The organism is Curtobacterium sp. PhB142, assembly GCF_004341255.1.
GTDB lineage: Bacteria > Actinomycetota > Actinomycetes > Actinomycetales > Microbacteriaceae > Curtobacterium.
This window is the reverse complement of record NZ_SLUT01000005.1, coordinates 359,668-384,731: the sequence shown is the minus strand read 5'-3', so window position 1 is coordinate 384,731 and position 25,064 is coordinate 359,668. Positions and strand designations below refer to the sequence as shown.

Annotated in this window: 19 protein-coding genes and 1 rRNA gene; 14 read left to right on the top strand and 6 right to left on the bottom strand. The window is 71.4% G+C overall.

Features of this window, described 5'->3' with window-relative positions; translation table 11 throughout:
• From rrf to EDF31_RS12525, 4 genes are all read left to right on the top strand, one after another.
• Positions 1 to 88: ribosomal RNA gene (gene rrf, locus EDF31_RS12540) — 5S ribosomal RNA — on the top strand; the annotation flags it as partial.
• Between the two features lie 98 nt (positions 89 to 186).
• On the top strand, positions 187 to 1,317 hold the full coding sequence (locus EDF31_RS12535; RefSeq protein ID WP_131846344.1) for an ROK family transcriptional regulator: 1,131 nt from the start codon (positions 187 to 189) through the stop codon (positions 1,315 to 1,317).
• A 92-nt stretch (positions 1,318 to 1,409) separates the two neighbouring features.
• Positions 1,410 to 3,425 (top strand): beta-galactosidase, encoded by a 2,016-nt coding sequence (locus EDF31_RS12530; RefSeq protein WP_131846343.1) that lies wholly within the window; start codon positions 1,410 to 1,412, stop codon positions 3,423 to 3,425.
• Positions 3,422 to 5,584, top strand: a complete 2,163-nt coding sequence (locus EDF31_RS12525; protein WP_243650020.1) for an alpha-galactosidase — start codon at positions 3,422 to 3,424, stop codon at positions 5,582 to 5,584. The genes EDF31_RS12530 and EDF31_RS12525 overlap by 4 nt, the downstream gene beginning before the upstream one ends.
• 291 nt (positions 5,585 to 5,875) lie before the next feature.
• Here the strand turns inward: EDF31_RS12525 and EDF31_RS12520 are convergent, their stop codons facing one another.
• Positions 5,876 to 8,524 carry a glycoside hydrolase family 2 protein gene (locus tag EDF31_RS12520; protein ID WP_131846342.1) on the bottom strand — a complete coding sequence of 883 codons (2,649 nt, stop codon included), beginning with the start codon at positions 8,522 to 8,524 and terminating at the stop codon, positions 5,876 to 5,878.
• A gap of 117 nt (positions 8,525 to 8,641) precedes the next feature.
• Between EDF31_RS12520 and EDF31_RS12515 the strand changes: the two genes are divergently transcribed.
• Genes EDF31_RS12515 through EDF31_RS12495 form a run of 6 tightly spaced genes read left to right on the top strand, consistent with a single transcriptional unit; the run spans position 8,642 to position 16,259 of the window.
• Complete coding sequence (locus EDF31_RS12515; RefSeq protein WP_131846341.1) at positions 8,642 to 10,327, top strand: ABC transporter substrate-binding protein; 1,686 nt, start codon at positions 8,642 to 8,644, stop codon at positions 10,325 to 10,327.
• 34 nt (positions 10,328 to 10,361) lie between these two features.
• A complete protein-coding gene (locus EDF31_RS12510) occupies positions 10,362 to 11,351 on the top strand; it encodes an ABC transporter permease (protein WP_111086984.1) in 990 nt (329 codons plus the stop codon).
• A gap of 12 nt (positions 11,352 to 11,363) precedes the next feature.
• The gene (locus EDF31_RS20000) at positions 11,364 to 12,398 is read left to right on the top strand and encodes an ABC transporter permease (protein WP_165901414.1); all 1,035 of its coding nucleotides are present in this window, start codon (positions 11,364 to 11,366) and stop codon (positions 12,396 to 12,398) included.
• Entirely contained in the window at positions 12,395 to 13,267 is an 873-nt protein-coding gene (locus EDF31_RS19995) for an ABC transporter ATP-binding protein (RefSeq protein WP_165901413.1), read from the top strand. Before EDF31_RS20000 ends, EDF31_RS19995 begins: the two co-directional genes overlap by 4 nt.
• Positions 13,264 to 14,157, top strand: a complete 894-nt coding sequence (locus EDF31_RS12500; RefSeq protein WP_123340275.1) for an ATP-binding cassette domain-containing protein — start codon at positions 13,264 to 13,266, stop codon at positions 14,155 to 14,157. Before EDF31_RS19995 ends, EDF31_RS12500 begins: the two co-directional genes overlap by 4 nt.
• Positions 14,154 to 16,259: a glycoside hydrolase family 36 protein gene (locus EDF31_RS12495; RefSeq protein ID WP_131846340.1), complete on the top strand. Its 2,106-nt coding sequence runs from the start codon at positions 14,154 to 14,156 to the stop codon at positions 16,257 to 16,259. Before EDF31_RS12500 ends, EDF31_RS12495 begins: the two co-directional genes overlap by 4 nt.
• A gap of 206 nt (positions 16,260 to 16,465) precedes the next feature.
• Here EDF31_RS12495 and EDF31_RS12490 read toward each other — a convergent pair whose 3' ends face one another.
• The 5 genes from EDF31_RS12490 to EDF31_RS12470 form a co-directional block, all read right to left on the bottom strand.
• On the bottom strand, positions 16,466 to 18,133 hold the full coding sequence (locus EDF31_RS12490) for a DHA2 family efflux MFS transporter permease subunit (protein WP_131846339.1): 1,668 nt from the start codon (positions 18,131 to 18,133) through the stop codon (positions 16,466 to 16,468).
• 76 nt (positions 18,134 to 18,209) lie between these two features.
• Complete coding sequence (locus EDF31_RS12485; RefSeq protein WP_131846338.1) at positions 18,210 to 18,842, bottom strand: response regulator transcription factor; 633 nt, start codon at positions 18,840 to 18,842, stop codon at positions 18,210 to 18,212.
• Positions 18,839 to 20,044 carry a sensor histidine kinase gene (locus EDF31_RS12480; RefSeq protein WP_165901412.1) on the bottom strand — a complete coding sequence of 402 codons (1,206 nt, stop codon included), beginning with the start codon at positions 20,042 to 20,044 and terminating at the stop codon, positions 18,839 to 18,841. The genes EDF31_RS12485 and EDF31_RS12480 overlap by 4 nt, the downstream gene beginning before the upstream one ends.
• Before the next feature lie 29 nt (positions 20,045 to 20,073).
• Positions 20,074 to 20,883 (bottom strand): ABC transporter permease, encoded by an 810-nt coding sequence (locus EDF31_RS12475; RefSeq protein ID WP_131846336.1) that lies wholly within the window; start codon positions 20,881 to 20,883, stop codon positions 20,074 to 20,076.
• Positions 20,880 to 21,719 (bottom strand): ABC transporter ATP-binding protein, encoded by an 840-nt coding sequence (locus tag EDF31_RS12470; RefSeq protein ID WP_131846335.1) that lies wholly within the window; start codon positions 21,717 to 21,719, stop codon positions 20,880 to 20,882. Before EDF31_RS12470 ends, EDF31_RS12475 begins: the two co-directional genes overlap by 4 nt.
• Before the next feature lie 199 nt (positions 21,720 to 21,918).
• Here EDF31_RS12470 and EDF31_RS19990 point away from each other — a divergent pair, with 199 nt between their 5' ends.
• Genes EDF31_RS19990 through EDF31_RS12450 form a run of 4 tightly spaced genes read left to right on the top strand, consistent with a single transcriptional unit; the run spans position 21,919 to position 25,052 of the window.
• Complete coding sequence (locus tag EDF31_RS19990) at positions 21,919 to 22,272, top strand: lactococcin 972 family bacteriocin (protein WP_165901411.1); 354 nt, start codon at positions 21,919 to 21,921, stop codon at positions 22,270 to 22,272.
• Between the two features lie 32 nt (positions 22,273 to 22,304).
• On the top strand, positions 22,305 to 24,182 hold the full coding sequence (locus tag EDF31_RS19985; RefSeq protein ID WP_165901410.1) for a hypothetical protein: 1,878 nt from the start codon (positions 22,305 to 22,307) through the stop codon (positions 24,180 to 24,182).
• Positions 24,179 to 24,850 (top strand): ATP-binding cassette domain-containing protein, encoded by a 672-nt coding sequence (locus EDF31_RS12455; protein ID WP_123340284.1) that lies wholly within the window; start codon positions 24,179 to 24,181, stop codon positions 24,848 to 24,850. Before EDF31_RS19985 ends, EDF31_RS12455 begins: the two co-directional genes overlap by 4 nt.
• Positions 24,837 to 25,052, top strand: coding sequence for a hypothetical protein (locus EDF31_RS12450; RefSeq protein ID WP_131846333.1), 216 nt, complete (start codon positions 24,837 to 24,839; stop codon positions 25,050 to 25,052). The genes EDF31_RS12455 and EDF31_RS12450 overlap by 14 nt, the downstream gene beginning before the upstream one ends.
• Positions 25,053 to 25,064: the final 12 nt, after the last annotated feature.

Sequence of the window (25,064 nt, the reverse complement as noted above, 5' to 3'; positions counted from 1 at the left end):
CGGTCACATTCCGAACCCGGAAGCTAAGCCTCTCAGCGCCGATGGTACTGCAAGGGGGACCTTGTGGGAGAGTAGGACGCCGCCGGACTTAACGTAGGCAACACCAGGGAACCCCTGACCAGCACTGGTCAGGGGTTTTCTGCGTTTCCGGGCTGAGCCGTAGGATCAGCCGACGACGGAGGAACGATGACCGAAGCCTGGCCGGCACTGCCCGAGGGTTCCCGCTTGGCACTGCGGGAGATCCTCATCCACGGCACGCTCTCGCGAGCGGAGATCGCACGGTCGCTCGGGCTGTCGCGCGCGAGCTTGACCCGGGCGATGCGGATCCTCGTGGCACACCGGCTCGTGGTCGAGGTCGGTACCGACGTGCGTGGGGCCACCGGTCGGCCCTCGGAGCTGCTGCAGTCGAGTTCGGGGCAGTGGGAGTTCCTCGGCGTCAAGCTCACCCGCGAACGGCTGTACGCCGCGGTGACCGACCTGGGCGGACGCGTCCTCGCCCTGCACGAGGAGACCGTGCCGTCGACCGTGCCGGAGGACCTGGCCGACCAGATCAGCACCGTGCACGAGCGCCTCCGTGCCGTCCACCCCGCGATCTGCGCCGTCGGTGTCTCCCTGCCCGGTGACGTCCTCACCCGGGGCGGGGAGGCCGTTGTCGCGTCGTCGCCGTTCCTCGGGTGGACCGACGTCCCGTTCGCCCGGATGGTCCGGGAGCGAACGGGGCTCGCAGCCTTCACGGCGAACGACGTCCACGCCCTGACCGTCAAGGAGCACTGGTTCGGTGCCGGCGCCGGCCGCGGGTCGATGGCCCTGGTCACCGTGGGTGAGGGGCTCGGCCTCGGACTCATCGTGAACGGGCAGGTCTCCACCGGCGAGCACGGGCGGCTCGGTCGGATCGGGCACCTTCCGGTCCTCGGTGGTGGGCCCGACTGCGGCATCGGGCACGCGGGGTGTGCCTCGAGCTACCTGCCGAGTCCGGTGATCGTGCGGAACGCCGGGCGCGAGGGATCGTCCTACGAGCAGGTCGTCGAGCTCGCGCGGAACGGTGACGAGCAGGCCGTGGCGGCGTTCGAGGACGCCGGACGAGCACTCGGTGTCGTCCTGGCCACCGCGGTGCACATCGCCGACCCTGCCGCGATCGTCCTGACCGGCGACGGGCTGCCGGTGTACGACCTGGCGCGGACCACGGTGGATGAGTCGCTCCGTGCGGCCCTGGCGCCGTACCGGCAGCCGGTGACCGTCGAGGTGCAGCCGTTCGAGTTCTCGGAGTGGGCGCGAGCGGGTGCGGTCCTCGCGATCCGGCAGCTGCTCGAGACCTGATGCGGGACCACTGACAGCGCGTTAGTTACACACGTTGACAAACACCGCCGGAAACGGGAGGCTGGTGCGGTCCACCCATCGAAGGAGATGCCGTGACCGCTGCCCCCACCGTCCCGTGGCCGACCGACGGCCTGTCGTTCGGCGGCGACTACAGCCCTGAACAGTGGCCGCGCGAGGTCTGGCTCGAGGACGTCCGCCTGATGCGCGAGGCCGGGGTGAACCTGGTCACGATCGGGGTCTTCTCGTGGGCGCTGCTCGAGCGGTCGCCGGGGGAGTACACCTTCGACTGGCTCGACGACGTCATCGCCCTGCTGCACGACAACGGCATCGCCGTGGACCTCGCGACGCCGACCGCCGCCCCGCCGAACTGGCTGCTGACCGCCCACCCCGAGGTCCTTCCGGTGGACGCCACGGAGCGACGGGAGCGCCCGGGCGGACGCCTCGGGTGGTGTGCGGCGTCGACGGTCTTCCGCGAGCACGCCCTGCGGATCGTCGGCGCCCTGGCCGAACGGTACGGTCACCACCCGGCGGTGCGGCTGTGGCACGTGAGCAACGAGCTCGGTGGCGGGAACGGCCGCTGCTACTGCGAGGAGTCGGCAGCGGACTTCCGGCGCTGGCTCGCCGACCGGTACGGGGACGTCGACACCGCCAACGCCGCGTGGGGAACGGCCTTCTGGGGGCACACCTACACGTCCTTCGACGAGGTCTCACCGCCTCGTGGCGTCGGGGGCGCACCGAACCCCGGCCTCTTCCTGGACTTCGAGCGGTACTCGTCCGACGCCCTGCTCCGGCACTTCGACGCCGAGAAGGCCGTCATCGAGCAGCACTCGGACGTCCCCGTCACGACGAACTTCATGGTCGGTGCGGGATCGCAGGTCGTCGACTACGCCGAGTGGGCGAAGCACGTCGCGATCCCGGCGAACGACCACTACACGCTCGTCGACGACCCGCACCGCGAGCAGGACCTCGCCCTCGCTGCGGACCGGATGCGCGGCATCACCGCCGGCCGCACCCCGTGGTTGCTCATGGAGCACTCGACGGGCGGCCCGAGCTGGCAGCAGCGCAACCGGGCGAAGGAACCGGGCGAGATCCTGCGCAACTCGCTCGTGCACGTCGCCCGCGGGTCCGACGGCGCACTGTTCTTCCAGTGGCGGGCCTCCACCGCGGGGGCCGAGCAGTTCCACTCCGCGATGGTCCCGCACGCCGGCACCCGCACCAGGATCTGGCGCGAGGTCGTCGCGCTCGGCCGGGCACTCCGCGACCTCGCCCCCGTGCAGGGCAGCCGTGTCGAACCGGCCCGGGTCGCGATCGTCGTCGACGAGCCGTCCGGCTGGGCGCTGCAGTCCGGGCTGAAGCCGCACCGAGCACTGCGGTACTCGCGGGAGCTCCGAGCCTGGTACGCCGCGTTCCACGACCGACAGGTGCTCACCGACGTCGTGCCCTCGGACGCCGACCTCGACGGATACGACGTGGTGGTCGTCCCCACGATGCTCGTCGTCGACGACGCCACCGCCGCACGGATCGCCGCGGTGGTCGACCGCGGCGCGACCCTCATCGTCACCTACCTGTCCGGCGTCGCCGACGAGACCGCCCGCATCCGCTCCGGTGGCTACCCCGGCGCGTTCCGGCAGGTGCTCGGCGCCTGGAGCGAGGAGTTCACCCCGCTGCAACGCGACGAGACCCGCACGCTCGACGACGGCGGCACCGTCACCGACTGGGCCGAGGCCGTCGTGGTCGACGACGCCGACGTCGTGCTCCGGTACACGGACGGACCGCTCGCGGACCGCGCAGCGGTCACCCGCCGTGCCGTCGGCGGCGGCGCCTGGTACGTGTCTGCGATGCTGCCTGCCCAGAGCACCCAGCGGCTCGTGGACCGGGTCATCGAGGAGCGCGCGCTCCCGCGGACGGTCACCGCGCCTCCCGGCCTGGAGGCGGTGCGCCGCGTCCACGACGACGGATCCGTGTTCCTGTTCCTCGTCAACCACCGCGCGGACGACGTGACGGTCGTCGCGTCCGGTACGGACCTGCTCGACGGCTCCGGCCACGGGCCGGAGACCGTCGTGCCCGCCGGTCGCGTCCGCGTCCTGCGCGAGGAGCGTGCGTCGTGACCGTCGTGGACCGCGGTCCGGCGCCGGCGCGCGCACTCGACGGACGGCAGGTGCAGGTCCTGCGCGGTGGCGGGGTGTCGCTCGTGCTGGCGACCGCCGACGACGGGCTGCCCGAGGTGCTGCACTGGGGCCGCGACGTCGGACCCGTGACGGACGGCGACGGCGCCGAACTGCTGCTCGCGCTCGGACGGCCGCTCGGACCGAGCGCCCTCGATGCAGCCTGGCCGCTGACCGTGCTGCCGACCGAACGCGACGGGTGGGAGGGACGACCCGCGATCGCCGGGCACGTCGACGGGCTGCCGCTCGTGCCGCGGTGGCGCGACGTCGAGGTGACCGCGGAGCCGGGCGCGCTGGTCGTGACCGCGGTGTCCGACGAACTGCTGCTGCGGAGCGCCTTCCGGCTCGACGCCGCGGGGGTGCTGCGCGTCGGGCACACCGTGACGAACGGGGCCGCCGTGCCCGTGCACCTGCAGGCACTCGAGGCGACGCTGCCCGTGGGCGAACGGGTCGGCGAGGTGCTCGACCTGGCCGGACGCTGGACCCGGGAGCGCACCCCGCAGCGCCGGACCCTGACCGCCGGCAGCCACGCACGGGAGAGCCGCCGCGGTCGCACCGGCCACGACGCCCCGACGCTGCTCGTGCTCGGGACGCCGGGGTTCTCGGACGCTTCCGGTGAGGTCTGGGGTGTGCACCTGGCCTGGAGCGCCGACTCGGTGCACCGCCACGACCTGCTCGCCGAGGCGCGACCGCTGCTCGGTGCCGGGGAACTCCTGCGCGCCGGCGAGGTGGTCCTCGGGCAGGGGGAGTCCTTCGCCGCGCCCGACGCCGTCTTCGTGTGGAGCGACGCCGGGCTCGACGGCCTGTCCGACCGGCTGCACGACTCACTCCGCAGCCGCCCCGGCCACCCGAAGCGCCCCCGGCCGGTGGTGCTCAACACGTGGGAGGCCGTCTACTACCGGCAGGGCCTCGCACCCCTGGTGGCCCTGGCGGAGACCGCCGCGGACATCGGCGTCGAGCGGTTCGTGCTCGACGACGGCTGGTTCCTCGGGCGCCGCTCGGACTCGACGTCGCTGGGGGACTGGCGCGTCGACCCGACGGTGTGGCCGGACGGCCTCGGGCCGCTCGTCGACCGGGTCCGCGGTCTCGGCATGGAGTTCGGGCTGTGGTTCGAGCCCGAGATGGTGAGCCCGGTGTCCGAGCTCGCGGCGGCGCACCCCGAGTGGCTGCTGCAGCGCCCCGAGGACGACGTCCGCACCTGGCGGAACCAGTACGTGCTCGACATGGCGAACCCGCTCGCGCGGGCGTACGTGCTCGAGGCGATGTCCGCCGTGATCGGGGCGCACCACGTCGACTTCGTGAAGTGGGACCAGAACCGCGACATCGTGCACGCGGTCCACGCCGGACGCGCCGGCATCGACGCGCACACCCGCGGGGTCTGGACGCTGATGGACGCCCTGCGCGCCCGGCACCCGTGGCTCGAGATCGAGGCGTGCGCGAGCGGCGGTGCCCGGGTGGACCTCGGCGTGCTGGAGCGCACCGACCGGGTGTGGCCGTCGGACTCGAACGACGCGTTCGAACGCCTGCCGATCCAGCGGTGGACCGAGGCGCTGCTGCCGCTCGAGCTGATCGGCTCGCACGTCGGCCCCGAGGTCTCGCACACCACCGGCCGGCACCTCGACCTGGACTTCCGGATGGCGGTGTCGCTGTTCGGGTCCGCCGGCATCGAGACCGACGTCACCCGGCTGCCCCCGACGGAGCTCGACCGGCTGCGGGCGTGGACGGCGTTGTACAAGCGGGAACGCGGGCTGCTGCACACCGGGCGCCTGCGGCACCTGGAGCTCGGCGACCCCGGGCTCGTGGCGACCTCGGTCGTGGCCGTCGACCGGTCGCGGGCACTGGTGCGGGTCGCACGGACCGAGACCGGGCCGCAGTCGCTGCCGGTGCCGTTGCGGATGCGGGGGCTCGACCGGGCTCGGCGCTACCGGCTCGCCCCCGTCGCTGGGCTGCGGGTGCCGCACGGGCTCGACATGGTGCCGCCGGCGTGGCTCGTGCGCGGGCACCTGGAGCTGTCGGGCGCGGTGCTCGAGGACGTCGGGGCGCGGCTGCCGCTGCTGGCCCCCGCGACCGCGATCGTGTTCGAGCTGCACGCCCTCGACTGACCCGCCCGGCCCTGCCGGCCGCCGTTGGCCTGCCGGCCGCCGTTGGCCTGCCAGCCGCCGTTGGCCTGCCTGCCGGCCGCCGACGGCCGTCGGCCGTGGTCGGGCAGGCGCGGCCGGCGAGCGGGCGGAACATCCCGGTTCGTGGCGTGCGCACGCGGGTGTTTCGCCCGCTCGGCGGGACGGCGCGGCCGTACTGGTGTGCTGACGGTTCTGGTTCGCGATCTCGGAGGATCGTGAACCAGAACCGTCACGCCGTTGGCAGAACCCGTCCCCGCCCGGGCGCGGGGCTCGTCAGGGGAGGAGCGAGCCCGCGTGGCGGAGGACGAGCGGGCCGACGAGTGCCTCGGGGTCGATGCCCGGCGCACCCGTCACCGTGAAGGTCGCCGACTCGCCGGCGAGCAGGGACACCAGCCCGTCGTCGACCCGAGCGGCCGGGTCCACACGGTCCGGGAACAGCGAGACGTCCCGCGCGTAGGACGTCGCCGTCACCGTGACGACCGCCCCGTCGTCGGTCGCCGTGACCGACGTGGACAGCGGCGAGCGGGCGAGCACCTGGTCGACGACCTCGGCGAAGTCGAACACCGTGCGGGTTCCGGCTCCGGTGACGACGAGCACCTCGGACCCGGCGTCCCCGGGCACCGCGAGCGAGGCCGGCAGCGTGACCCGGTCGGCGTCGGCGGGTGCGGCGGCGAGCGAGAACGACGACGAGTCGAGCACCGTGCCGTCGAACGCGACGCGGGAGACCGTGACCTCGTCGGCGACCGGCGCCCCGGACGCGTTCACAAGGACGACTTCGAGCCCACTGCCGCCAGACGGCTGCACCGTGAGCAACACCGGCTGGTAGGCCTGCCGCACCGCGTACCAGACCGGCTTCCGGATGCCCGCGTGGTCGACGAGCGCCCAGGACACCACGGGCCAGTCGTCGTTGAGCTGCCAGACGATCATCCCGGTGTTGTCGGGCGTGCGGGACCGGAACCACTCCATGCCGAAGCGGATCGCGTGCGCCTGGTTGAGCTGTGACGCCCAGTGCCAGTCCTCGATGCTCGTCGGCGTCGGCAGGTGCCCGCGCATGCCGTCGGCGAGCTTCCGGTTGCCCTGGTCGGCCTTCTGGTGCACGAGCATCTCGTGGCCGTCGGGGTCGAGCGGCTCGTCGTGCACCACCGCGGTCAGGGTCGACCAGGCGGGCGGCCCCTGGAACCCGAACTCCGCCACGAACCGCGGGTTCCAGTCGGCGTAGGCGCGGTAGTCGAGCCGGTTCCAGACGTCCCAGATGTGCACGCTGCCGTTCCGCTCGTCGTTCGGCGTCAGGTACTCGTCGAACGAGAACGGGCTGCCCGGCGTGTACGGACGGGTCGGGTCGAGCTCGGCGACGATCGCGGGCAGGAGCGAGCGGTAGTAGCCGTTGCCCCAGGTCCGGCCGACGAGCGACGGCCGCCAGCCCCATTCGGCGTACGCGACGAGGTTCTCGTTGTTGCCGTTCCACACCACGAGCGACGGGTGCGGGCTGAGCCGGGTGACGGCCCCGCGGACCTCGGGCTCGACCTCATCGGCGAGCCAGGGCTCCTCGGCGTAGGCGGCGCAGGCGAACAGGAAGTCCTGCCAGACGAGCACGCCGAGCTCGTCACACCGGTCGTACAGGTCGTCGGACTCGTAGATCCCGCCGCCCCAGATGCGGAGCAGGTTGACGTTCGCCTCGATCGCGTCGTCGATCCGGTCGGCGTAGCGCTCGGGCGTCATCTCTGTCAGGTACGCGTGGTCGGGGATCCAGTTCGCGCCCCGCACGATCACCGGCCGGTCGTTCACCCGGAGCAGGAACGGGGCTCCGCCGGCGTCGGCGGCGGTGTCGAGCGTCACGGTCCGGAACCCGACGCGGCCGGTCCAGACGTCGTCGCCGACCTCGACCCGGACGTCGTACAGCGGCTGCTCGCCCTCGCCGCGCGGCCACCAGACGGCGACGTCGGGGACCTCGAGCCGCACGACGGCGGAGCCGTCGACGACGGCGCGCACGCTGGTGATGGACGTCGCGCCCGGCGCGGACGGGCGGCCGGGAGGCACGGTGCCGGACCCGACGGGCGTCGCCGCCGCCTCGGTGCCGCTCGCGCCGGGGGCGGACGTGCGCTGCTCGGCCAGGGCGGCGCCGTGGCCGTCGGCCCCGCCGGGGGTGACGTGCGGGGTCAGGGTGACCCGCGCCTCCAGGCCGGCCCGACCGGACACCCCTGCGACCGGAGCCGACCCGATGTGCTGGGAGAAGGCCCCGGTGGAACCTGCGGACTCGACGTCGACGTGCGCGGTGAGCACGCCGGTGGTGCCGTCGACGTCGACGAGGGGGCGGACGGCCGCGATGCGGGCGTCGCTCCACGACTCGATGCCGATCGACTTCCAGATGCCGCTCGTGGCGACGTCGATGCCCCAGTCCCAGCCGAAGTTCGACGCGTTCTTGCGGAGTGCGTTGTACGGGTGGTGGTTGACGTGGGGGAGTTCGCCGCCGTGCAGGGCGGACAGTCGCTCGGCCGCGGGGACCGGGGCGTCGAAGGTGATCACGAGCTCGTTCGTGCCGGGGCGCAGCAGGTGCCCGACGGGGAACCGGTACGCGCGGTGCTGGTTCGCGGTGGTGGCGACGACGATGCCGTTCAGCTCGATCGTCGCGAGGGTGTCGAGTCCGTCGGCGACGAGGTCGTGGCGGGCGTGCGTGGTCGGGCCCGTGCCGGTCTCGCCCGACCACGCGAAGGTGCGGCGGTACCGCCAGACCGTGTCGCCGATCCACTGGGTCGCAGCCTCGTTGTCGCCGTCGAACGGGTCGGGAATCCGGCCCGCCCGCAGCAGGTCGGTGTGCACGCAGCCGGGGACGGTCGCGGCGACCGGCTCCCGGTGCGCATCGGCCTGTGCCGGGCAGTGCACCGCCTCGACCGTCCACGTGCCGTCCAGGGTGGTCCGCTCCATTGCGTCTCCTCAATCGTGACGGGGCCGTGACCCGACCCCTTGACCGCCTTAGTTTACGCGTGTAACAATCACGCTCACAACGTGGATCCTGCGACGACGCAGACCGAGAGGACAACGATGTTCAACCCAACCCGTTCACGGCTCGCCATCGGCGCCGCCGTCCTCCTCGCCGCCGGCCTCGCGCTGAGCGGCTGCAGCGCGAGCGGCAACGCCAGCACGAAGGACGACGCCGCCTCGACCCTGGTCGCCTACACCGGACAGTCCGGCGACTACCAGATCAACTTCAACCCGTGGTCACCGTCGAACATCGGCGGCGTCGGCACGATCTACGAGTCGCTGTTCTTCATCACCAACGTCAACACGAACGACCCGAAGCCGCTGCTCGGCAAGTCGTACGAGTGGAACGCCGACGGCACGCAGCTCACCATCACGCTGCGCGACGGAGCCACCTGGAGCGACGGCGAGCCCTTCACCTCGAAGGACGTCGTGTTCACGCTCGACATGCTCAAGAAGCAGAAGGCCCTCAACTCGATCGGCTACGACGGCACCGCGAAGGCCGACGGCGATGACAAGGTCGTCGTGACGTTCGACAAGCCGTCGTTCGTGCTCGGCCCGAACCTGCTCGGCAAGACCTGGATCGTGCCGGAGCACCTGTGGAAGGACATCGACCCGACCACCGACGTCGTGCGCGAGCCCGTCGGCACCGGTCCGTACACGCTCGGCACCTTCAAGGCGCAGGCCTTCACCCTCGAGGCGAACAAGAAGTACTGGGACGGCGCCCCGGCCGTGAAGACCATCCGCTACCTGTCGCTCTCCGGCAACACCGCCGGCGCCGACGCGCTCAAGCAGGGCTCGATCGACTGGCAGACCGGCCCGGTGCCGAACATGGACGACATCGCCGGCAACTACAACGGCTACGACGGCATCACCGTCGGACAGAACCAGATGGCGCTGCTCACCTGCGCGAACACCGACCTCGGCTGCACCGGCCCGCAGACCGACCCGGCCGTGCGTCACGCCATCGCCGACGCGATCAACCGCAAGCAGCTCAACTCGCTGGCGTTCGAGAACACCGCGAGCGAGATCTCGCCGACCTTCGCGCTCACCACGACGCAGAAGGACACCATCTCGAAGGACATCGAGCCGGCCGTGATGCCGGAGACCGCCGACAAGGCCGCCGCCGCGTCGTCGCTCGAGGGCGCCGGGTGGAAGAAGGGCTCGGACGGCATCTACGCCAAGGACGGCAAGAAGCTGTCCCTGACCGTCGAGGTCGTCACCGGCTGGACCGACTACATCACCGCGATCGACACGATGACGCAGCAGCTCAAGGCCGCGGGCATCGAGCTCAAGGCGCAGCAGTCGTCGTGGAACGAGTGGACCGACAAGAAGACCAAGGGCAACTTCGAGCTCGCGATCGACTCGCTCGGCCAGGGCCCGACGGCGAACCCGTACTACCTGTACAACAACTACTTCACGACGGCGAACACCGCGAAGGTCGGCGCAGCGGCCCCGATGAACATCTCGCGGTACAGCAACCCCGACGTGGACAAGGCCATCGCGAAGCTCGCGACGATCGACCCGTCCGACACCGCTGCGACGCAGCCGGAGATCGACACGATCCAGCAGCACATCGTCGAGGACCTGCCGTACATCCCGGTGATGACCGGCGGCACGACGAGTGAGTTCCACGCGGCGAAGTTCACCGGCTGGCCCACGAAGGACGACCTCTACGCCTTCCCGGCGGTCTGGGCGAGCCCGGACAACGCCGAGATCTTCAAGGCGCTGAAGCCGGCGAAGGGCTGACCACGATGGGATCGCGACCGAGGAGCACTCGACGATGACCTACTTCCTGCGCAAGATCGGCTTCTACATCGTCGCCCTGTGGGCAGCGCTGACGCTGAACTTCATCATCCCGCGGCTGCTGCCCGGGAACCCGGTGGACATCCTGCTCGCCAAGCTCCAGCAGCGCGGCGGGCAGGTGACCCCGGCGACACGGCAGGCGTACGAGCTGCTCCTCGGTGGCGATTCCTCGGAGCCGCTGATCTCCCAGTACGGCCACTACCTGGTCAACGTGTTCCGCGGTGACCTCGGGGTGTCCGTCAGCTACTTCCCGGCCCCCGTCACCGAGGTCATCGCGAGCTCGCTGCCGTGGACCATCGCCCTGGTCGGCATCGCCACCATCCTGGCCGCCATCATCGGCGTCGGCCTCGGCGCCTTCGTCGGCTGGCGTCCGGGCACCTGGCTCGACTCGTTCGTGCCGGCCACCACCCTGCTCGCCGCGGTGCCGTACTTCTGGCTCGCGCTGATCCTGGTGTACTTCTTCGCCACCGGCATCCACCTGTTCCCGGCGCAGGGCGGCTACGACGTGATCCTCACACCGGGGTTCAACTGGGACTTCATCGCCTCCGCGATCCAGTACGGGGTGCTGCCGGCCGTGACGATCGTGCTCGCATCGCTGGGCGGCTGGCTGCTCGGCATGCGCAACATGATGGTGTCGACGCTGTCCGAGGACTACATCACCACCGCCCAGGCCAAGGGGCTGTCCGACGGCAAGATCCTGCGGAACTACGCCGCCCGGAACGCCGTGCTGCCCTCCGTCGCCGGCTTCGCGATCTCCCTCGGGTTCATCGTGTCCGGCTCCGTCGTCACCGAGCAGGTGTTCTCGTACCCGGGCATCGGGTCGAAGCTGCTGTCCGCGGTGACCAACAACGACTACGCGCTCATGCAGGGGATCTTCCTGTTCATCACCCTGGCGGTCCTCGGCGCGAACCTCGTCGTCGACCTGCTGTACGGGCTCATCGACCCGCGGACGCGGGCGCGGAGCTAGGGAGGACACGCCATGACCAACATCCAGCAGGACACCGAACCCACCATCGGCGCACTCGCCGAGGAAGCCGACGCCGGGTCGACGCGGAGCATCGCCACGGCCCGAGCGTCACGACCGAAGGGCGGCATCCGCCGATTCCTGCCGACCCTGACCCCGTGGCTCATCACGGGCATCGCCCTCGTCGCCGGCGTCACGCTGTTCGGCGTCCTCGGACCGCTGCTCGTCGGCGACCCGACCACCATCCGCGACTCCGGACTGCAGGGACCGAGCGGCGAGAACCTGCTCGGGACGACCCAGACCGGGCAGGACGTGCTCGCGCAGCTCGCCTACGCCACGCGCGGCAGCCTGCAGATCGGCCTGATCGTCGGCGTCCTCGCCACGGTGCTGTCCGCGTTCTTCGGGATCCTCGGCGCGTACCTGGGCGGGATCATGGACGAGGCGTTCTCGCTGTTCTCGAACGTGTTCCTCGTCATCCCCGGCCTGCCGCTCGTCATCGTCATCTCGGGCCTGGTCCCGCGTGAGGCCCGCGGGCTCTGGACCATCGCCGTCGTCCTCGCGATCACCTCGTGGGCCGGGTCGGCCCGGGTCCTGCGGGCGCAGACGATGTCGATCCGCAACCGCGACTACGTCTCCGCCGCCCGTGTCGCCGGCGAACGACCCTGGCGGGTCATCGCCGTCGAGATCCTGCCGAACCTGCTGCCCGTCCTGGCGTCGCAGTTCGTGTTCGCGGTGATCGCCGCGATCCTCGGGGAAGCGGGATTGTCGTTCCTCGGCCTCGGGGCGTCGAACTCGTCGACCCTCGGCACCATGCTCTTCTACGCCCAGAACGGCTTCGCGCTGGCGAACGGCGCCTGGTGGTGGTTCGTGCCGCCCGGCCTGCTCATCGCCCTGCTCGGCATGGGCCTGTCCCTGGTGAACTTCTCGATCGACGAGGTCATCAACCCGCGACTCGCGAACGTGCGGGCCCAACGGCGGCGCGAACGTCGCGCCAAGCGGGCCGCCCGCGCCTCGCGGTCCGCACGCACCACGAAGGAGTTCGTCCGATGAGTGCCGAAGCCGTGCTGACGATCGACCACCTCGACGTCGTCTACGAGACCGAACACCCCGTGCACGCCGTCAAGGACGTGTCGCTCACCCTGGCTCCCGGCGAGATCCTCGGGCTCGCGGGGGAGTCCGGCTGCGGCAAGACGACCCTGGCCTACGCCATCACCCGGCTGCACCGACCGCCGGCGAAGGTCGCCTCGGGCAGCATCACGTTCCACGACCGCGACGGCACCGACATCGACCTGCTCGGGCTGCCGCACGAACAGCTGCGGGCCGTGCGCTGGTCGAAGCTGTCGATGGTGTTCCAGGGCGCGATGAACGCCCTCAACCCGGTCGCCACCATCCGGGCGCAGCTCGACGACGCCCTGAGGGAACACCGGCGCGACCTCGGCCGCAAGGAACGGCGCGCGATCGCCGAGGACGCCCTGAGCCGCGTCGGCGTCGACCCGTCCCGCATCACCGCGTACCCGCACGAGCTGTCCGGCGGCATGCGCCAGCGCGTGATGATCGCGATGGCCATGCTGCTCGAACCGCAGATCATGATCATGGACGAGCCCACCACCGCCCTCGACGTCGTGGTGCAGCGCGAGATCCTGCGCGAGATCGTCCGACTGCGCGACGAGCTCGGGTTCGCCGTCGTGTTCATCACGCACGACCTGCCGCTGCTGCTCGAGATCAGCGACCGCATCGCGATCATGCTGCGCGGCGAGGTCGTCGAGTGCGACCGGGCCTCGGCCATCCAGCACGACCCGAAGCACCCGTACACGCAGAAGCTGCTGCAGTCGTTCCCGAGCCTGTCGGGGGAGCGCGGCGCGTTCATCCGCTCCGGCGTCGACGACCACGCTGCCGCCGTCCACGAGGAGATCCGATGACCAGTGTGACCGTCAGCCACCTCGGCAAGGACTTCCACACCCGCAAGGGCCTGAAGCGGACCACCCTGCACGCCGTCGACGACGTGTCGTTCGAGCTGCTGCCCGGGAAGACCGTGGCGTTGGTGGGGGAGTCCGGGTCGGGCAAGTCGACCATCGCCCGGATGCTCGCCAAGCTCGAGAGCACCACCCGCGGTTCGATCGACGTGCGGCTCGAGGACGGCACTCCCGTCGTCGGCAGCATGTACCGCCGGCACGTGCAGATGGTGTTCCAGGACCCCTTCGCCTCGCTCAACCCGTTCCACTCGATCGAGCACCACATCGCCCGGCCGCTCCAGCTGCACCACCGAGCCCGGGGCGCCGACGAGACCGCCGAGAAGGTGCGGGAACTGCTCGGCCGCGTCAACCTCGACGAGGACTTCGCGAGCCGCCGCCCGCACGAGCTCTCCGGCGGACAGCGGCAGCGCGTCGCCATCGCCCGCGCACTCGCCCCCGGGGCCCAGGTGCTCATCGCCGACGAACCGGTGTCGATGCTCGACGTGTCGATCCGGCTCAGCGTGCTCAACCTGATGGGCCGCCTGCAGCGCGAGGACCACCTCGCCGTGCTGTACATCACGCACGACCTGGCGACCGCACGCCACTTCTCCGACGAGATCCTGGTGCTCTACCGCGGCCGGGTCGTCGAACGCGGGCCCTCCGACGCCGTCATCCTCGACCCGCAGCACGACTACACCCGACTGCTCGCCGAGGCCGCCCCCGATCCGGAGCGCATCGACCGCAAGGTGACCTCGGGCAGCGCGCTCGACCGCTCGAAGATCGACAACACCACCTGCTACGACCACGGCGTCGGCGCGTGGGTGTCGAGTGAGCCCGCTCCGGTCGGCGCACGGTGAGCGGAGCCTTCGCCGACTGGGTCACGCCGGGGTTCTCGGCACGGTTCCGGATCGGCGACGACCAGCCCGCGGCACTCGTGTCGTTCGTGGCGAGCGGTGGAGCGCTCGCCGACGGTCCCGACGACCCGCAGCCGTTGGTCGAGCTGACCACGATCGGACACGGGCGGTTCCCGGGCGGGTTCCGGCACGTGGACTCCACGATCGGGGCGCGACTGCGCCCCGTGTCGTGGCGTGCGTCCGACGACGCGACCGATCCGTGGTTCCGGATCGTGCAGGCGGACGCGGCCACGGGCCTCCAGGTCGAGTCGGTGTTCCGAGCGCGCGCCGACGTCGCGGCGTTCCAGACGTGGACCGAGGTGTCCGCCGAGGACGGCGAGCACGTCGTGGACTTCGTGTCGTCGTTCGCGACCGGGGCGTTCCTGACGGACTCCGGGGTCGGTGTCGACGACCTGGCCCTCGTGCACGCGGACAACGACTGGGCCGCCGAGAGCCGGTGGCGGACCGATCCACTGCGGTCGATCGGACTCGCGGCGATCGACCGCGAGGCGCAGCACCACCCGCCCCGCAGCCGCGCCGTCGTGCAGAACCGCGGCTCGTGGTCGACGGGCGAGGCGCTGCCGATCGGCGTGCTGACACCTGCTCCGTCCGCTGGCGCTGCGCCCTACGCGCTCGTGTGGCAGATCGAGCACAACGGGCCGTGGCTGTACGAGCTCGGCGAGACCCGACGGCACGCGTACGTGCTGCTGAGCGGGCCGACCGACCAGGAGCACCAGTGGACGGCGGTCGTGGCCCCGGGGCAGCCGTTCGTGTCCGTGCCGGTGTCGGTGGGGATCGCCGGCTCGGTCGGTGGGGCGTTCGAGGTGCTCACGGCGCAGCGTCGGGCGTTCCGGCACGTGCGCGAGGCCGATCGCGCCCTGCCGCTCGTGTTCAACGACTACATGAACACGCTCATGGGGGACCCGACCACCGAGAAGCTGCTGCCGTTGATCGACGCCGCTGCCGACGCCGGAGCGGACCTGTTCTGCATCGACGCCGGCTGGTACGCCGAGGGGCACTGGTGGGACACCGTCGGGGCGTGGGAGGAGGCCGCGTCGCGGTTCCCGACCGGGCTCGGGTTCGTCATCGACCACATCCGGTCGCGGGGGATGCAGGCCGGGCTGTGGCTCGAGCCCGAGGTCATCGGCATCCACTCGCCGCTGGCCGCGACCCTGCCGGACGACGCCTTCGTGCACCACCTCGGTGTGCGGGTCGCCGAGCACGGACGGCACCTGCTCGACCTCCGGTCACCGGCCGCGCGGGCACACCTCGACGCGGTAGTCGACCGGCTTGTCGGGTCACTCGGGGTCAGCTTCTTCAAGATGGACTACAACACGATGACGGGGCCGTGGGTGGGCACCGTCGACGGTGGACGGGCGCTGCTCGACTGGCTCGACGACGTGCAGGCCCGGTACCCGTCGTTGCTCATCGAGAACTGCGCCTCGGGAGCGATGCGCGCCGACTCCGCGATGCTGTCCCGGTTGCACATGCAGTCGACCTCGGACCAGCAGGACCCGGTGCTGTCGGCGTCGATCGCAGCCGCTGCCCCCGCCGCGATGCTGCCCGAGCAGGCCGGGAACTGGGCCTACCCGGCGCCGTCGATGTCGCCCGACCTGTTCGACCTGTCGCTCGTGAACGGGGTGCTCGGGCGGATGTACCTGTCGGGCTACCTGAACGAGATGTCTGCGTCGCAGCGCGCGGTGGTCGGCGACGCCATCGCCGCACACCGGACAGTGCTCGAGGTCATCGAGTCGTCGGTGCCGGAGTGGCCGCTCGGGTTGCCGGCCTGGGAGGACCCGTGGCTCGCGCTCGGCTTGCGCGCGCCCGGCGGGAACCTCTACCTGTCGGTGTGGTCGCTGCCCGGTGCCGGCTCGTCGGTGTCGTTGCCGCTGCCGGCGTTCGCCGGGCGGGCGGTCGTCGTCGAGCCGCTGTTCCCGACGGCACTCGGGTCGTGGACCGTGGCGTGGGACGCCGCCTCGGGCTCGCTCGAGGTCGCGAACGGCGGGTCGACCCCCACAGCGCGGGTGCTCCGCATCCGACCGGAGGGGGCGGGCGCGGAGCACTGAGCGGGGCGCGCGTCGCGATGGCAGGGCGCGCGTCGGAGCGGACGGGAGGCACGGTGCAGGCAGGCGCCGTGCCTCCCGTCCCGTCGGTGGTCGCGTCCACGGCACGGGGGACGCGGGTTCGCGTCCAGCCGGTGACGTTTCTGGTTCAGGATCCTCGGGGATCGTGAACCAGAACCGTCAGGAGCTGGGGAAGAAGGGCCCCCCGGTCAGGCGCGGGTCTCGTGATCGGCGTCGGCGTCGGCGTCGGCGTCGGTTCCGGTTTCGGGTTCGGTGGTGGACTCGGGGTCGTCGTCGGGGCGGCGCGGGGCGCGGAGCCGCAGGGTCGCACCGAGGCCGATGACCAGGAAGCCGGCGGCCGAGAACGCGGCGGCGCGGGTGCCATCGGAGAACGCCTCGGCGGCGTCGTCGCGGGTCTGCCCCTCGAGGCCGGCGATCGCTCCGCCGGAGGACTGCACGACGGTGTCGGCGATCTGCTCGGACTGGGCGGTCGAGACGCCGGCGTCCTGCAGGCGGTGCTCCAGGATGCTGCCCGTCGAGGTGAACAGCACCGTGCCGAGGACCGCGATGCCGAGCGCCGAACCGATCTGGCGCGCGGTGCTCTGGGCGCCGGAGGCCTCGCCGCTGCGCTCCACGGGGACGTCCTGCAGCACGACGCCGGTGAGCTGGGCCGTCGCGAGTCCGACGCCGAAGCCGTAGACGAACAGGCACGGGACGATCGCCCACCACGGGGTCGACGAGGTCACGACGAACCCGATCGCGGCGACCCCGACGATCTCGGCGCCGATGCCCATCCGCACGATCGGCAGCGCCCCGATCCGCTGTCCGACCGTGGCCGCGAACCCGCTCGCGACGAACGACCCGATCGCCAGGGCCAGCAGCACGAGGCCGGTCTGCAGCGCCGAGTAGCCGAGGACGTTCTGCAGCCAGAGGGGCAGCGACAGGATGATGCCGAACTCGCCGAGCGACACGATGAGCGCCGCGATCGAGCCGTTCCGGAACGAGCCGATGCCGAACAGGTCGAGGGCGATGAGCGTCGACCGGCCCGCACGCTGCCGGCGCCGGGAGCGGACGACGAAGGCCGCCCCGGCAGCGATCGCGATCACGAACGCGACGGGGATCGGCGAGACCGGGCCGTCCCACGACCACGAGCCGATCGTGAACGGTGTCGACGACGGAGTCCACCAGCCGTAGGTGCGACCCTCGATCAGCCCGAAGACCAGCGCAGCGCTCGCGATCACGGACAGCAGGGCGCCGACGAGGTCGATGTGGCCGGTGTGCTCGGCGTCGCGCGACTCCCGCATGGCGACCGCGAGGCCGACCAGGATGACCGCCACGATCGGGACGTTGATGCCGAAGGCCCACCGCCACGAGAAGTCCGTCGTCAGCCAGCCGCCGAGCAGCGGACCGACTGCCACCATCCCGCCGATCGTGGAGCCCCACACCGCGAAGGCGATGCCGCGCTCCCGGCCGGTGAACGTCGCGTTGAGGATCGACAGCGTGGTGGGCAGGACCATCGCGCCACCGACACCCTGCAGCACGCGGGACGCCACGAGCAGTTCGCCCGTCGGGGACAGCGCCGCCAGGACCGACGCCACCGCGAACAGGATCACGCCGATGGTCAGCAGTCGTCGGCGACCGAAGCGGTCGGCGACGGCACCGAAGACGAGCAGCAGCGCGGCGAAGACCAGCGTGTAGCTCTCCTGCACCCACTGCACGAGCGTCGAGCCGATGTCGAGGTCAGCGACGATGCTCGGGATCGCCACGTTCACGATCGTGGAGTCGACGATGATGAGCGCGACCGCCAGGCTGATCACGACCAGACCGATCCACCGGCGGCGATCCGGGGTGGTGGGAGCTGCGGCTGGGGCGCTCATGTGCGTGTCCTCTCAGATGATCAGCATGCTGACTACCTGACGGTACACCCGCTCCCGATGCCCGGCGCACCGGGGTTCAGGGGAGCAGGCGGAGCTCCATCGCGCGGGTCACGGCACGGGTGCGGTCGTTCACGCCGAGCTTCTCGAACACGTGGCCGAGGTGCGTCTTCACCGTCGTCTCGCTGAGGAACAGGGCACGCCCGATCGCCGGGTTCGAGTTGCCCTGGGCGACGAGCTGCAGGACCTCGAGTTCGCGCGGGGTCAACGACGGGCCAGCAGCCACGGCCGACGAACCCGTTGCTCGTCGGACCAGCGCAGCGGCAGCCGAAGGGGCCAGTGCCGTCTCGCCCCGCGCCGTCGCCCGCACCCCGGCGAGGATCTCGGACTCCGGGGCCGCCTTGAGCAGGTAGCCGGTGGCCCCGGCCTCGATCGCCGCGAGGATCTGGTCGTCGGACTCGTACGTCGTCAGGATCAGGACGCGGACGCCCGGCTCGGCCGCGAGGATCTCCGCCGTCGCCGCATCACCGTCGAGCTCGGGCATCCGGAGGTCCATCAGCACGACGTCGGGGCGCTCGGCCAGCACGACGGACACCGCTGCTCGGCCGTCGCTGGCCTGGCCCACCACGTCGACGTCGTCGGCGTCCTGCAGCAGCGCGACGATGCCCGAGCGGACGATCGGGTGGTCGTCGGCGACCACGACGCGGATCACCGGGTCACCTCCGCCACGGGGTGACGAACGGCGGACGGGAGGCCCGGGGCGGCTCCGGTGGGCAGGGTTGCCTCGACGACGGTGCCCCGGCCCAGGGCGCTCGTGATCGTGCAGGTGCCGCCAGCGAGGGCGAGGCGCTCCCGCAACCCGCGCAGACCGTGCCCGGCGGTGGGCTCCTCGGGGTCGAACCCGGTGCCGTCGTCGGTGATCCGCAGCACGGTCTGCCCGTCGTCGGAGAGCAGAAGGACCTGCGCCGAGGCTGAGCCGGCGTGCGCGCGGACGTTCGAGAGGGCCTCTTGGGCGACCCGCAGCAGGACCACCTGCGCATCGCGGTCCAGCACGCAGTCGGACGCGGCGTCGACCGTGACCAGCGTCCCCGTTTCGCGGGTGTGCCGTTCGGCGAGGCGGTGGAGGGCGCCGGCGAGGCTGTCGCGGGTCATGCCTGCGGCTCCGGCTGCGACGAGGGTGCGGGATTCCTCGAGGGCGGCGCGGGCGGACTCCTCGAGGACGGTGAGTCGTTCCTCCAGCGCATCGGAGCGGTCGTTCGCCAGGTCGCCGCGGGCCCGTTCGGTGAGCATGACGATGCCGGCGAGGTTCTGGGCGACGGTGTCGTGGATCTCGCGGGCCAGGCGCTCCCGTTCGCTCGCGATGCCTGCGGTGCGGTTCGCGTCGGCGAGGGACTGCTGGGTGGCGCGGAGTTCCTCGACGAGCTGGCGGCGCTCCTCGGACAGGCCGGCGACGCTCGAGATCCACACACCCATCGCGCAGGCACCGATCACGCTGATGCCCTCGATGAGCAGGGTGCTGACCAGGGCGTCCGGGCCACTCGACAGCTGCAGGCCGATGCCGCTCGCGACCCCCACAGCGACGGACAACAGGACCGCGGTACGGACGCGCTCCGTCTGCACCCACACCAGCGGGAACACGATGCACTGCACGAACGCGGTGCTCGGGACGACTGCCGGCAGCACGAGGGCGGCGACGACGACGAGCGGCAGGAACGCGGCGGCGGCTCGGGGGCTGTCGTAGCCGCGGTGCCCGTACGCGATGTACGCCACGACGAGGACCACCACCGCCAGGTAGGCCGGCCAGCGGGTCGACCACGGGGACCAGCCCAGCGCGGTGATCACGGCGGTGAGGAGGATCGTGCCCGCGAAGAACACGTGCAACCACCGGTTGCGCACCCACGTCTCGCCGCTCATGACGACAGCATCCCACCTGCCCGGCGCCATCAGGCGTCCTTGCGGTTCCAGCGGAAGGTGAGGGCGCAGGCCACCGTGCCCCCGACCAGCCACGCGACCAACACGAGGGTTCCGAGGGCGAGGTGCCACGCGCCTCCCGGCTCGGCGGACGCGAACGCGTCGGGCAGGAAGACGGACCGCATGCCGGACGCCATCCAGCGCAGGGGGAAGACGGACGCGACGTTCTGCAGCCAGTCGGGCAGTTGCGTGAAGGGCAGGTAGACGCCCGAGATGAACTGCAGGACCAGGACGATGGGGACGATCGTGGCGGTGGCGCGGCGGCCCTCGCGGGGGAGCGCCGAGATCGCGATGCCGAGGACGCAGCTGGTGGCGATGCCGAGGACCATGACACCCGCGAAGACGCCCCAGTTGCTCGCGTCGGTCGGCAGGTCGACGCCGAACACCAGGCTCGCGATCCCGAGCAGCAGTGCCGTCTGCACGATGGTCGTGACGAGGACCATGCCGATCTTGCCGACGAAGTAGCTCAGGACCGGCAGGGGGGTGCCGCCGAGGCGCTTCAGCGTGCCGTCGCTGCGCTCGGTCGCGATGTCGACGCCGAGGGACTGGGTGCCGGAGAGCAGGATGCCCGTCGCGACGAGGCCGGGCAGGTAGTAGGTGGCGTAGTCGACGCTGATCGGTCGGCCGTTGCTGGCAACGGCGCGGATCGGGTCGGCGTCCGCGAACGCCACCGAGAACAGCGCCAACATGATGATCGGGAAGAGGAACGTGAAGAAGACGGCGTCGGGGGCGCGGAAGTAGGAGCGGATCTCGTACGAGATGCGGCTGGTCGCGGTGTTCACTTCTGGCCCACCATTCCGAGGTAGACGTCCTCGAGGGACGGGCGGATGACTTCGAGATCGTGCATGGGCGCGGTGCTGTTGCGGATGAGTGCGGTCGGGTCGGTCGTGCGCTCGTCGTGGAGGTCGCCGGCGTCGTCGCGCCAGCGGACCCGTGGTGTGCGGGCTTCGGCGCCGCCGATCTCGTCGATCGGGGCGATGTCGAGCAGCTTCCCGTCGGCGATCACCGCTGCCCGGTCGGCGAGCTGGGCGGCTTCGTCGAGGTAGTGCGTGGTGAGCAGGATCGTCGTGCCCTCGGACTGCACCTGGCGCAGGAGGTCCCAGAACTGCCGGCGGGCCTCGGGATCGAAGCCCGTGGTCGGTTCGTCGAGGAACAGCACCTCGGGGCGGCCGATGATGCCGAGGGCGACGTCGACGCGGCGGCGCTGGCCTCCGGAGAGTCGGGCGATGCGGGTGTTGCGCTGGTCGGTCAACCCGACGGCCGCGAGGAGTTCCTCGGTGCTGCGGTGCTTCGGGTACAGCGTCGCGAAGTGGTTCAGCTGCTCGGCGACGGTGACGTTCGGGGACTCGGCGCTGGTCTGCAGGACGATGCCGATGCGTGCGTTGTGGCTGCGGCTCGTCCGTGCAGGGTCGTGGCCGAGGACGCGGACCTCGCCGGCGGTACGGGAGCGGTAGCCCTCGAGGATCTCGACCGTCGTGGACTTGCCGGCGCCGTTCGGGCCGAGGAGGGCGAAGGTCTCGCCGGGCTGGATGACGAAGCTGACGTCGTCGACGGCGACCTTGCCGGTGGCGTACTGCTTGCTGAGGTGCTGGACCTCGATGGCGGGGGACTCGGGCATGGGTCCAGCTTGGCCGGTGGGGCGCCGCGGGGGATCGGTGGGGGCGGTGGTGCTGCATCCTCCGATCGGGGGATGGTGCGGGAAGGACGCGAGCATGTCGTATTCGAGATATCCGGAACTTCAGATTCTGGCGTCGCTCTGCTTGGCTCGGTGCGGGGTCGACGCGGCCCTCCCGTTCCCCCAGCAGAAAGGCCCTTCCATGAAGCGCTTCGGAAAGCTCTCGGCCGTCATCGCGGCTGCAACGCTGTGCTGTGTCCTCGGCGCCGGTGTCGCACACGCTGCTCCGGATGACGCAACCGCCAGTGGCGGCAGCGCGTCCGCCGACGACCTCGGTACCGACGCCACGACCGTCGTCGGTGGCGGCACGTGGTCGTACGGCGTGATCGGCCACCAGGTGGTCTCCGCCTACGACAACCGTCGGTACACCCACAGCACCTCGGTCAAGTCCTCCGGCGTGACCAAGTCGTCCGGACGGATCGCGAAGGGCAAGATCGCCGGCGCGAGCCGCCCGAAAGCACTGTGGGGCAACCAGGCCTTCTGGGCGATCTACTGATCCGGAACTTCGCGGCCGCCACCGTCCTCGCGGTGGCGGCCGTACCGCTCCTGCTCGTCGGCCTGATCGTGTTCGTGGTCGGGAGTGGTGAGGCGAGCGGGTACCTCACCGGCCGGACGACGATCGACATGGTCGACTTACCGCTCGGTCCGACCAAGCAGGAGCACATCCAGCAGCTCACGGAACTGGCCGAGGACCACGACGTATCGCTCGCCCTCGTCGTGCCGGATCGTTCCGGCGCGCCGGACACCGTCACCGCGTACTCGTTCGCCGGCTCCGTCGCCGCCCCGGTGTTCTGGGGGAACGTCGTCGACCGGCCGGCGAGCGACATCGGTGACGCCGTCATCGTCTGGTCGTACGCGGTCGACGGATCGGCCGTGCAAGTCGGTGCCTTCCTCGACGCGTTGCGCACTGCGGGGTTCGAGTTCGTCGACGCGACCCCGACGGTCCGCGTACTGGCACCAGCGGTGATCGGGCAGCCCGGCGTCCTGGCGATCGTGGCGTGCATCGCGCTCGGAGTCGTCATCGCCGTGGTCGCGGAGTCGGACCGGCGGGACAGCCGACAGCGGCTCCGCGGACTCGCCGGATGGTCACCGAAACGCATCGCCGCTCGTGAAGCCCTCGAGACAGCGGGGCTGTTCGTCGTCTGTTCCCTGGTGGTGTGCGGGGCGCTCGCCGTCTACTTGCTCGTCCGCGGGGCATCGCCGACGATCTGGTCGTTCAGCGTCGGGCTCGCCGGAGTGATGCTCCCCGCCGCCTTCGTCGGTGTCGTCGGACTCCACGTCGTCTGCTCCGTCGTCGGCCGCCGCAGGTGGACGAGCCTCGCGGCCCCGGTCGGGCGCCCGGCCGTCGTGGCACTGTGCGGTGTCGCACTCGTCAGCATCCTGACCGTGAGCACGAGTGGCCTCGTCGAGCAGGGGCGGACGGCCTCCGAGCTCGAGCGATCGCTGCGTTCCGAGGCCGCCGACGGCGACGACGTGGTCCTGGGCGTCGGGATGGCCTCAATCGCCGACGAGGACGCGTTCGGGCGCGTTGCGCTGGCTGCCCTCGCCACCGGCACCGCCGAGCTGGCGCAGACGACGTTCATGCAGGACGCGCTGCTGGTCGCCGGAGACCGGGCGGAGCAGCTGGTCGGGGACGACCGTGACGGTGTCACCGTGCTGGTCCCCGAGTCGGTGGCGACCGACATCGCCGCGATCGCCGACGGCGTGCGGGAGAGCTTCGACGACGGCTGGGAGGTGGACGACGAGCAAGCGCCCCGAGTCGTCCCGATCCACACCGAGGTCGTCGGATCGACCGCACCGATCGTCGCCGCCGCTGACCGCTGGATCGATTGGGTGCTGCCACGCACCACCACCGGCGCGGACGTGCCCGTCATCGTGGTGACCGACGTGCGGGACCTGCCGCCGAACCGACTCGGCACCGCGACCCGGAACGGCGAGGTCCGGTTCGCCGACCGGACCGCGCTCGTCCGGCAACTCACGGACGCTGACCTGCTCGACGTCGTCACGCAGATCAACCGAGTCGGTGCCGTGCTCGAACGAGCGCTCGCAGCCGTCCGGACATCCCGCGCCGTCATCCTCGCCGCTTCGGCCGGGACGATGCTCGCGATCCTGTTCGCTACCGCCACCCTGATCGCCGATCACCGGACGCGGCATCGACGAGCAGCACGGCTGCGATTCCTGGTCGGCCGGCATCCCGCGGTGCAGCACGCGCGGTTCGTGCTCGTCGCGAGCGGCATCGCCGCCGGGACCACCGCCGTGACCGTACTCGTCGGCGACGACGGCACCGGTGCCGGCAGCGGCGCCTTGCTCGCTGCCAGCACGGCCGGGGCAGTCGGCGTGCTCACCGCAGTCGCGCTGTCCGTCCTGCTCGCCGCCACACACCACCGAAAGAGGCCACGCCGATGACCGAGCACCAGCGACTCAGCATCGAGGGGATCGGCTACGACATCGCCGGGCGGACGCTCTGGAACGACATCACGTTCCAGCTCGGCGCCGGACAGGCCCTTGCCCTGCGCGGACCGTCCGGACAGGGGAAGAGCACGATGCTCCGCTGCCTCGCCGGGTTGGAACGACCGCCGCGGGGTCGGGTCGTCGTCGACGGCACTGACCTGCACACGGCGAGCGAGGGGGAGCGGCGTGGACTGCGCCGAGACACCATCGGCCTCGTCGTGCAGGACCACGCCGTCGTGCCGGAGTGGACCGTTGCCCAGAACCTGCGGGTGCTGCGGCCCCGTGGCGTCACCCGGGCGGCACTCAGCGATCGGATCGACGAGGCACTGCTGATCGTCGGGCTCGGTGGTCGGCGGGATGCTCGTGCTGGGACGATGAGCGGCGGCGAACAGCAGCGAGTGGCCGTCGCACGAGTGCTGGCGCAGCGGCCACGACTCGTCCTCGCCGACGAGCCCACCGCGTCGCTCGACACCGAGAGCGCGGCGCGCGTCCGCAGCGGTCTCGACGCGCTGCGTGCATCGGGCAGCGCTGTCGTCGTGGCGACCCACGACCCGGCGCTCATCGCGTGGGCCGGTGCAGAACGGTCACTCATCCGGCTGGGGAGCGACCATGGACGTCCGTGAGACCACGCTGCAAGCTGCGGTGGGCGCGCACCTGGCGGGGACCCACATCCGCAGGACACACCGGTTCCTGCAGGGGAGTGGCACCGTGGCGCCGGGGTTGCGCTGGCCGGACGCCTCGGACGGCCGCGATCCCCGGGCCGTCCTCGAGGCCGAGGGCCCCGCGTTCTCGGCGGGCGGTGGTGTTCTCGTGCCGGAGCGCTGACGGTTCTGGTTC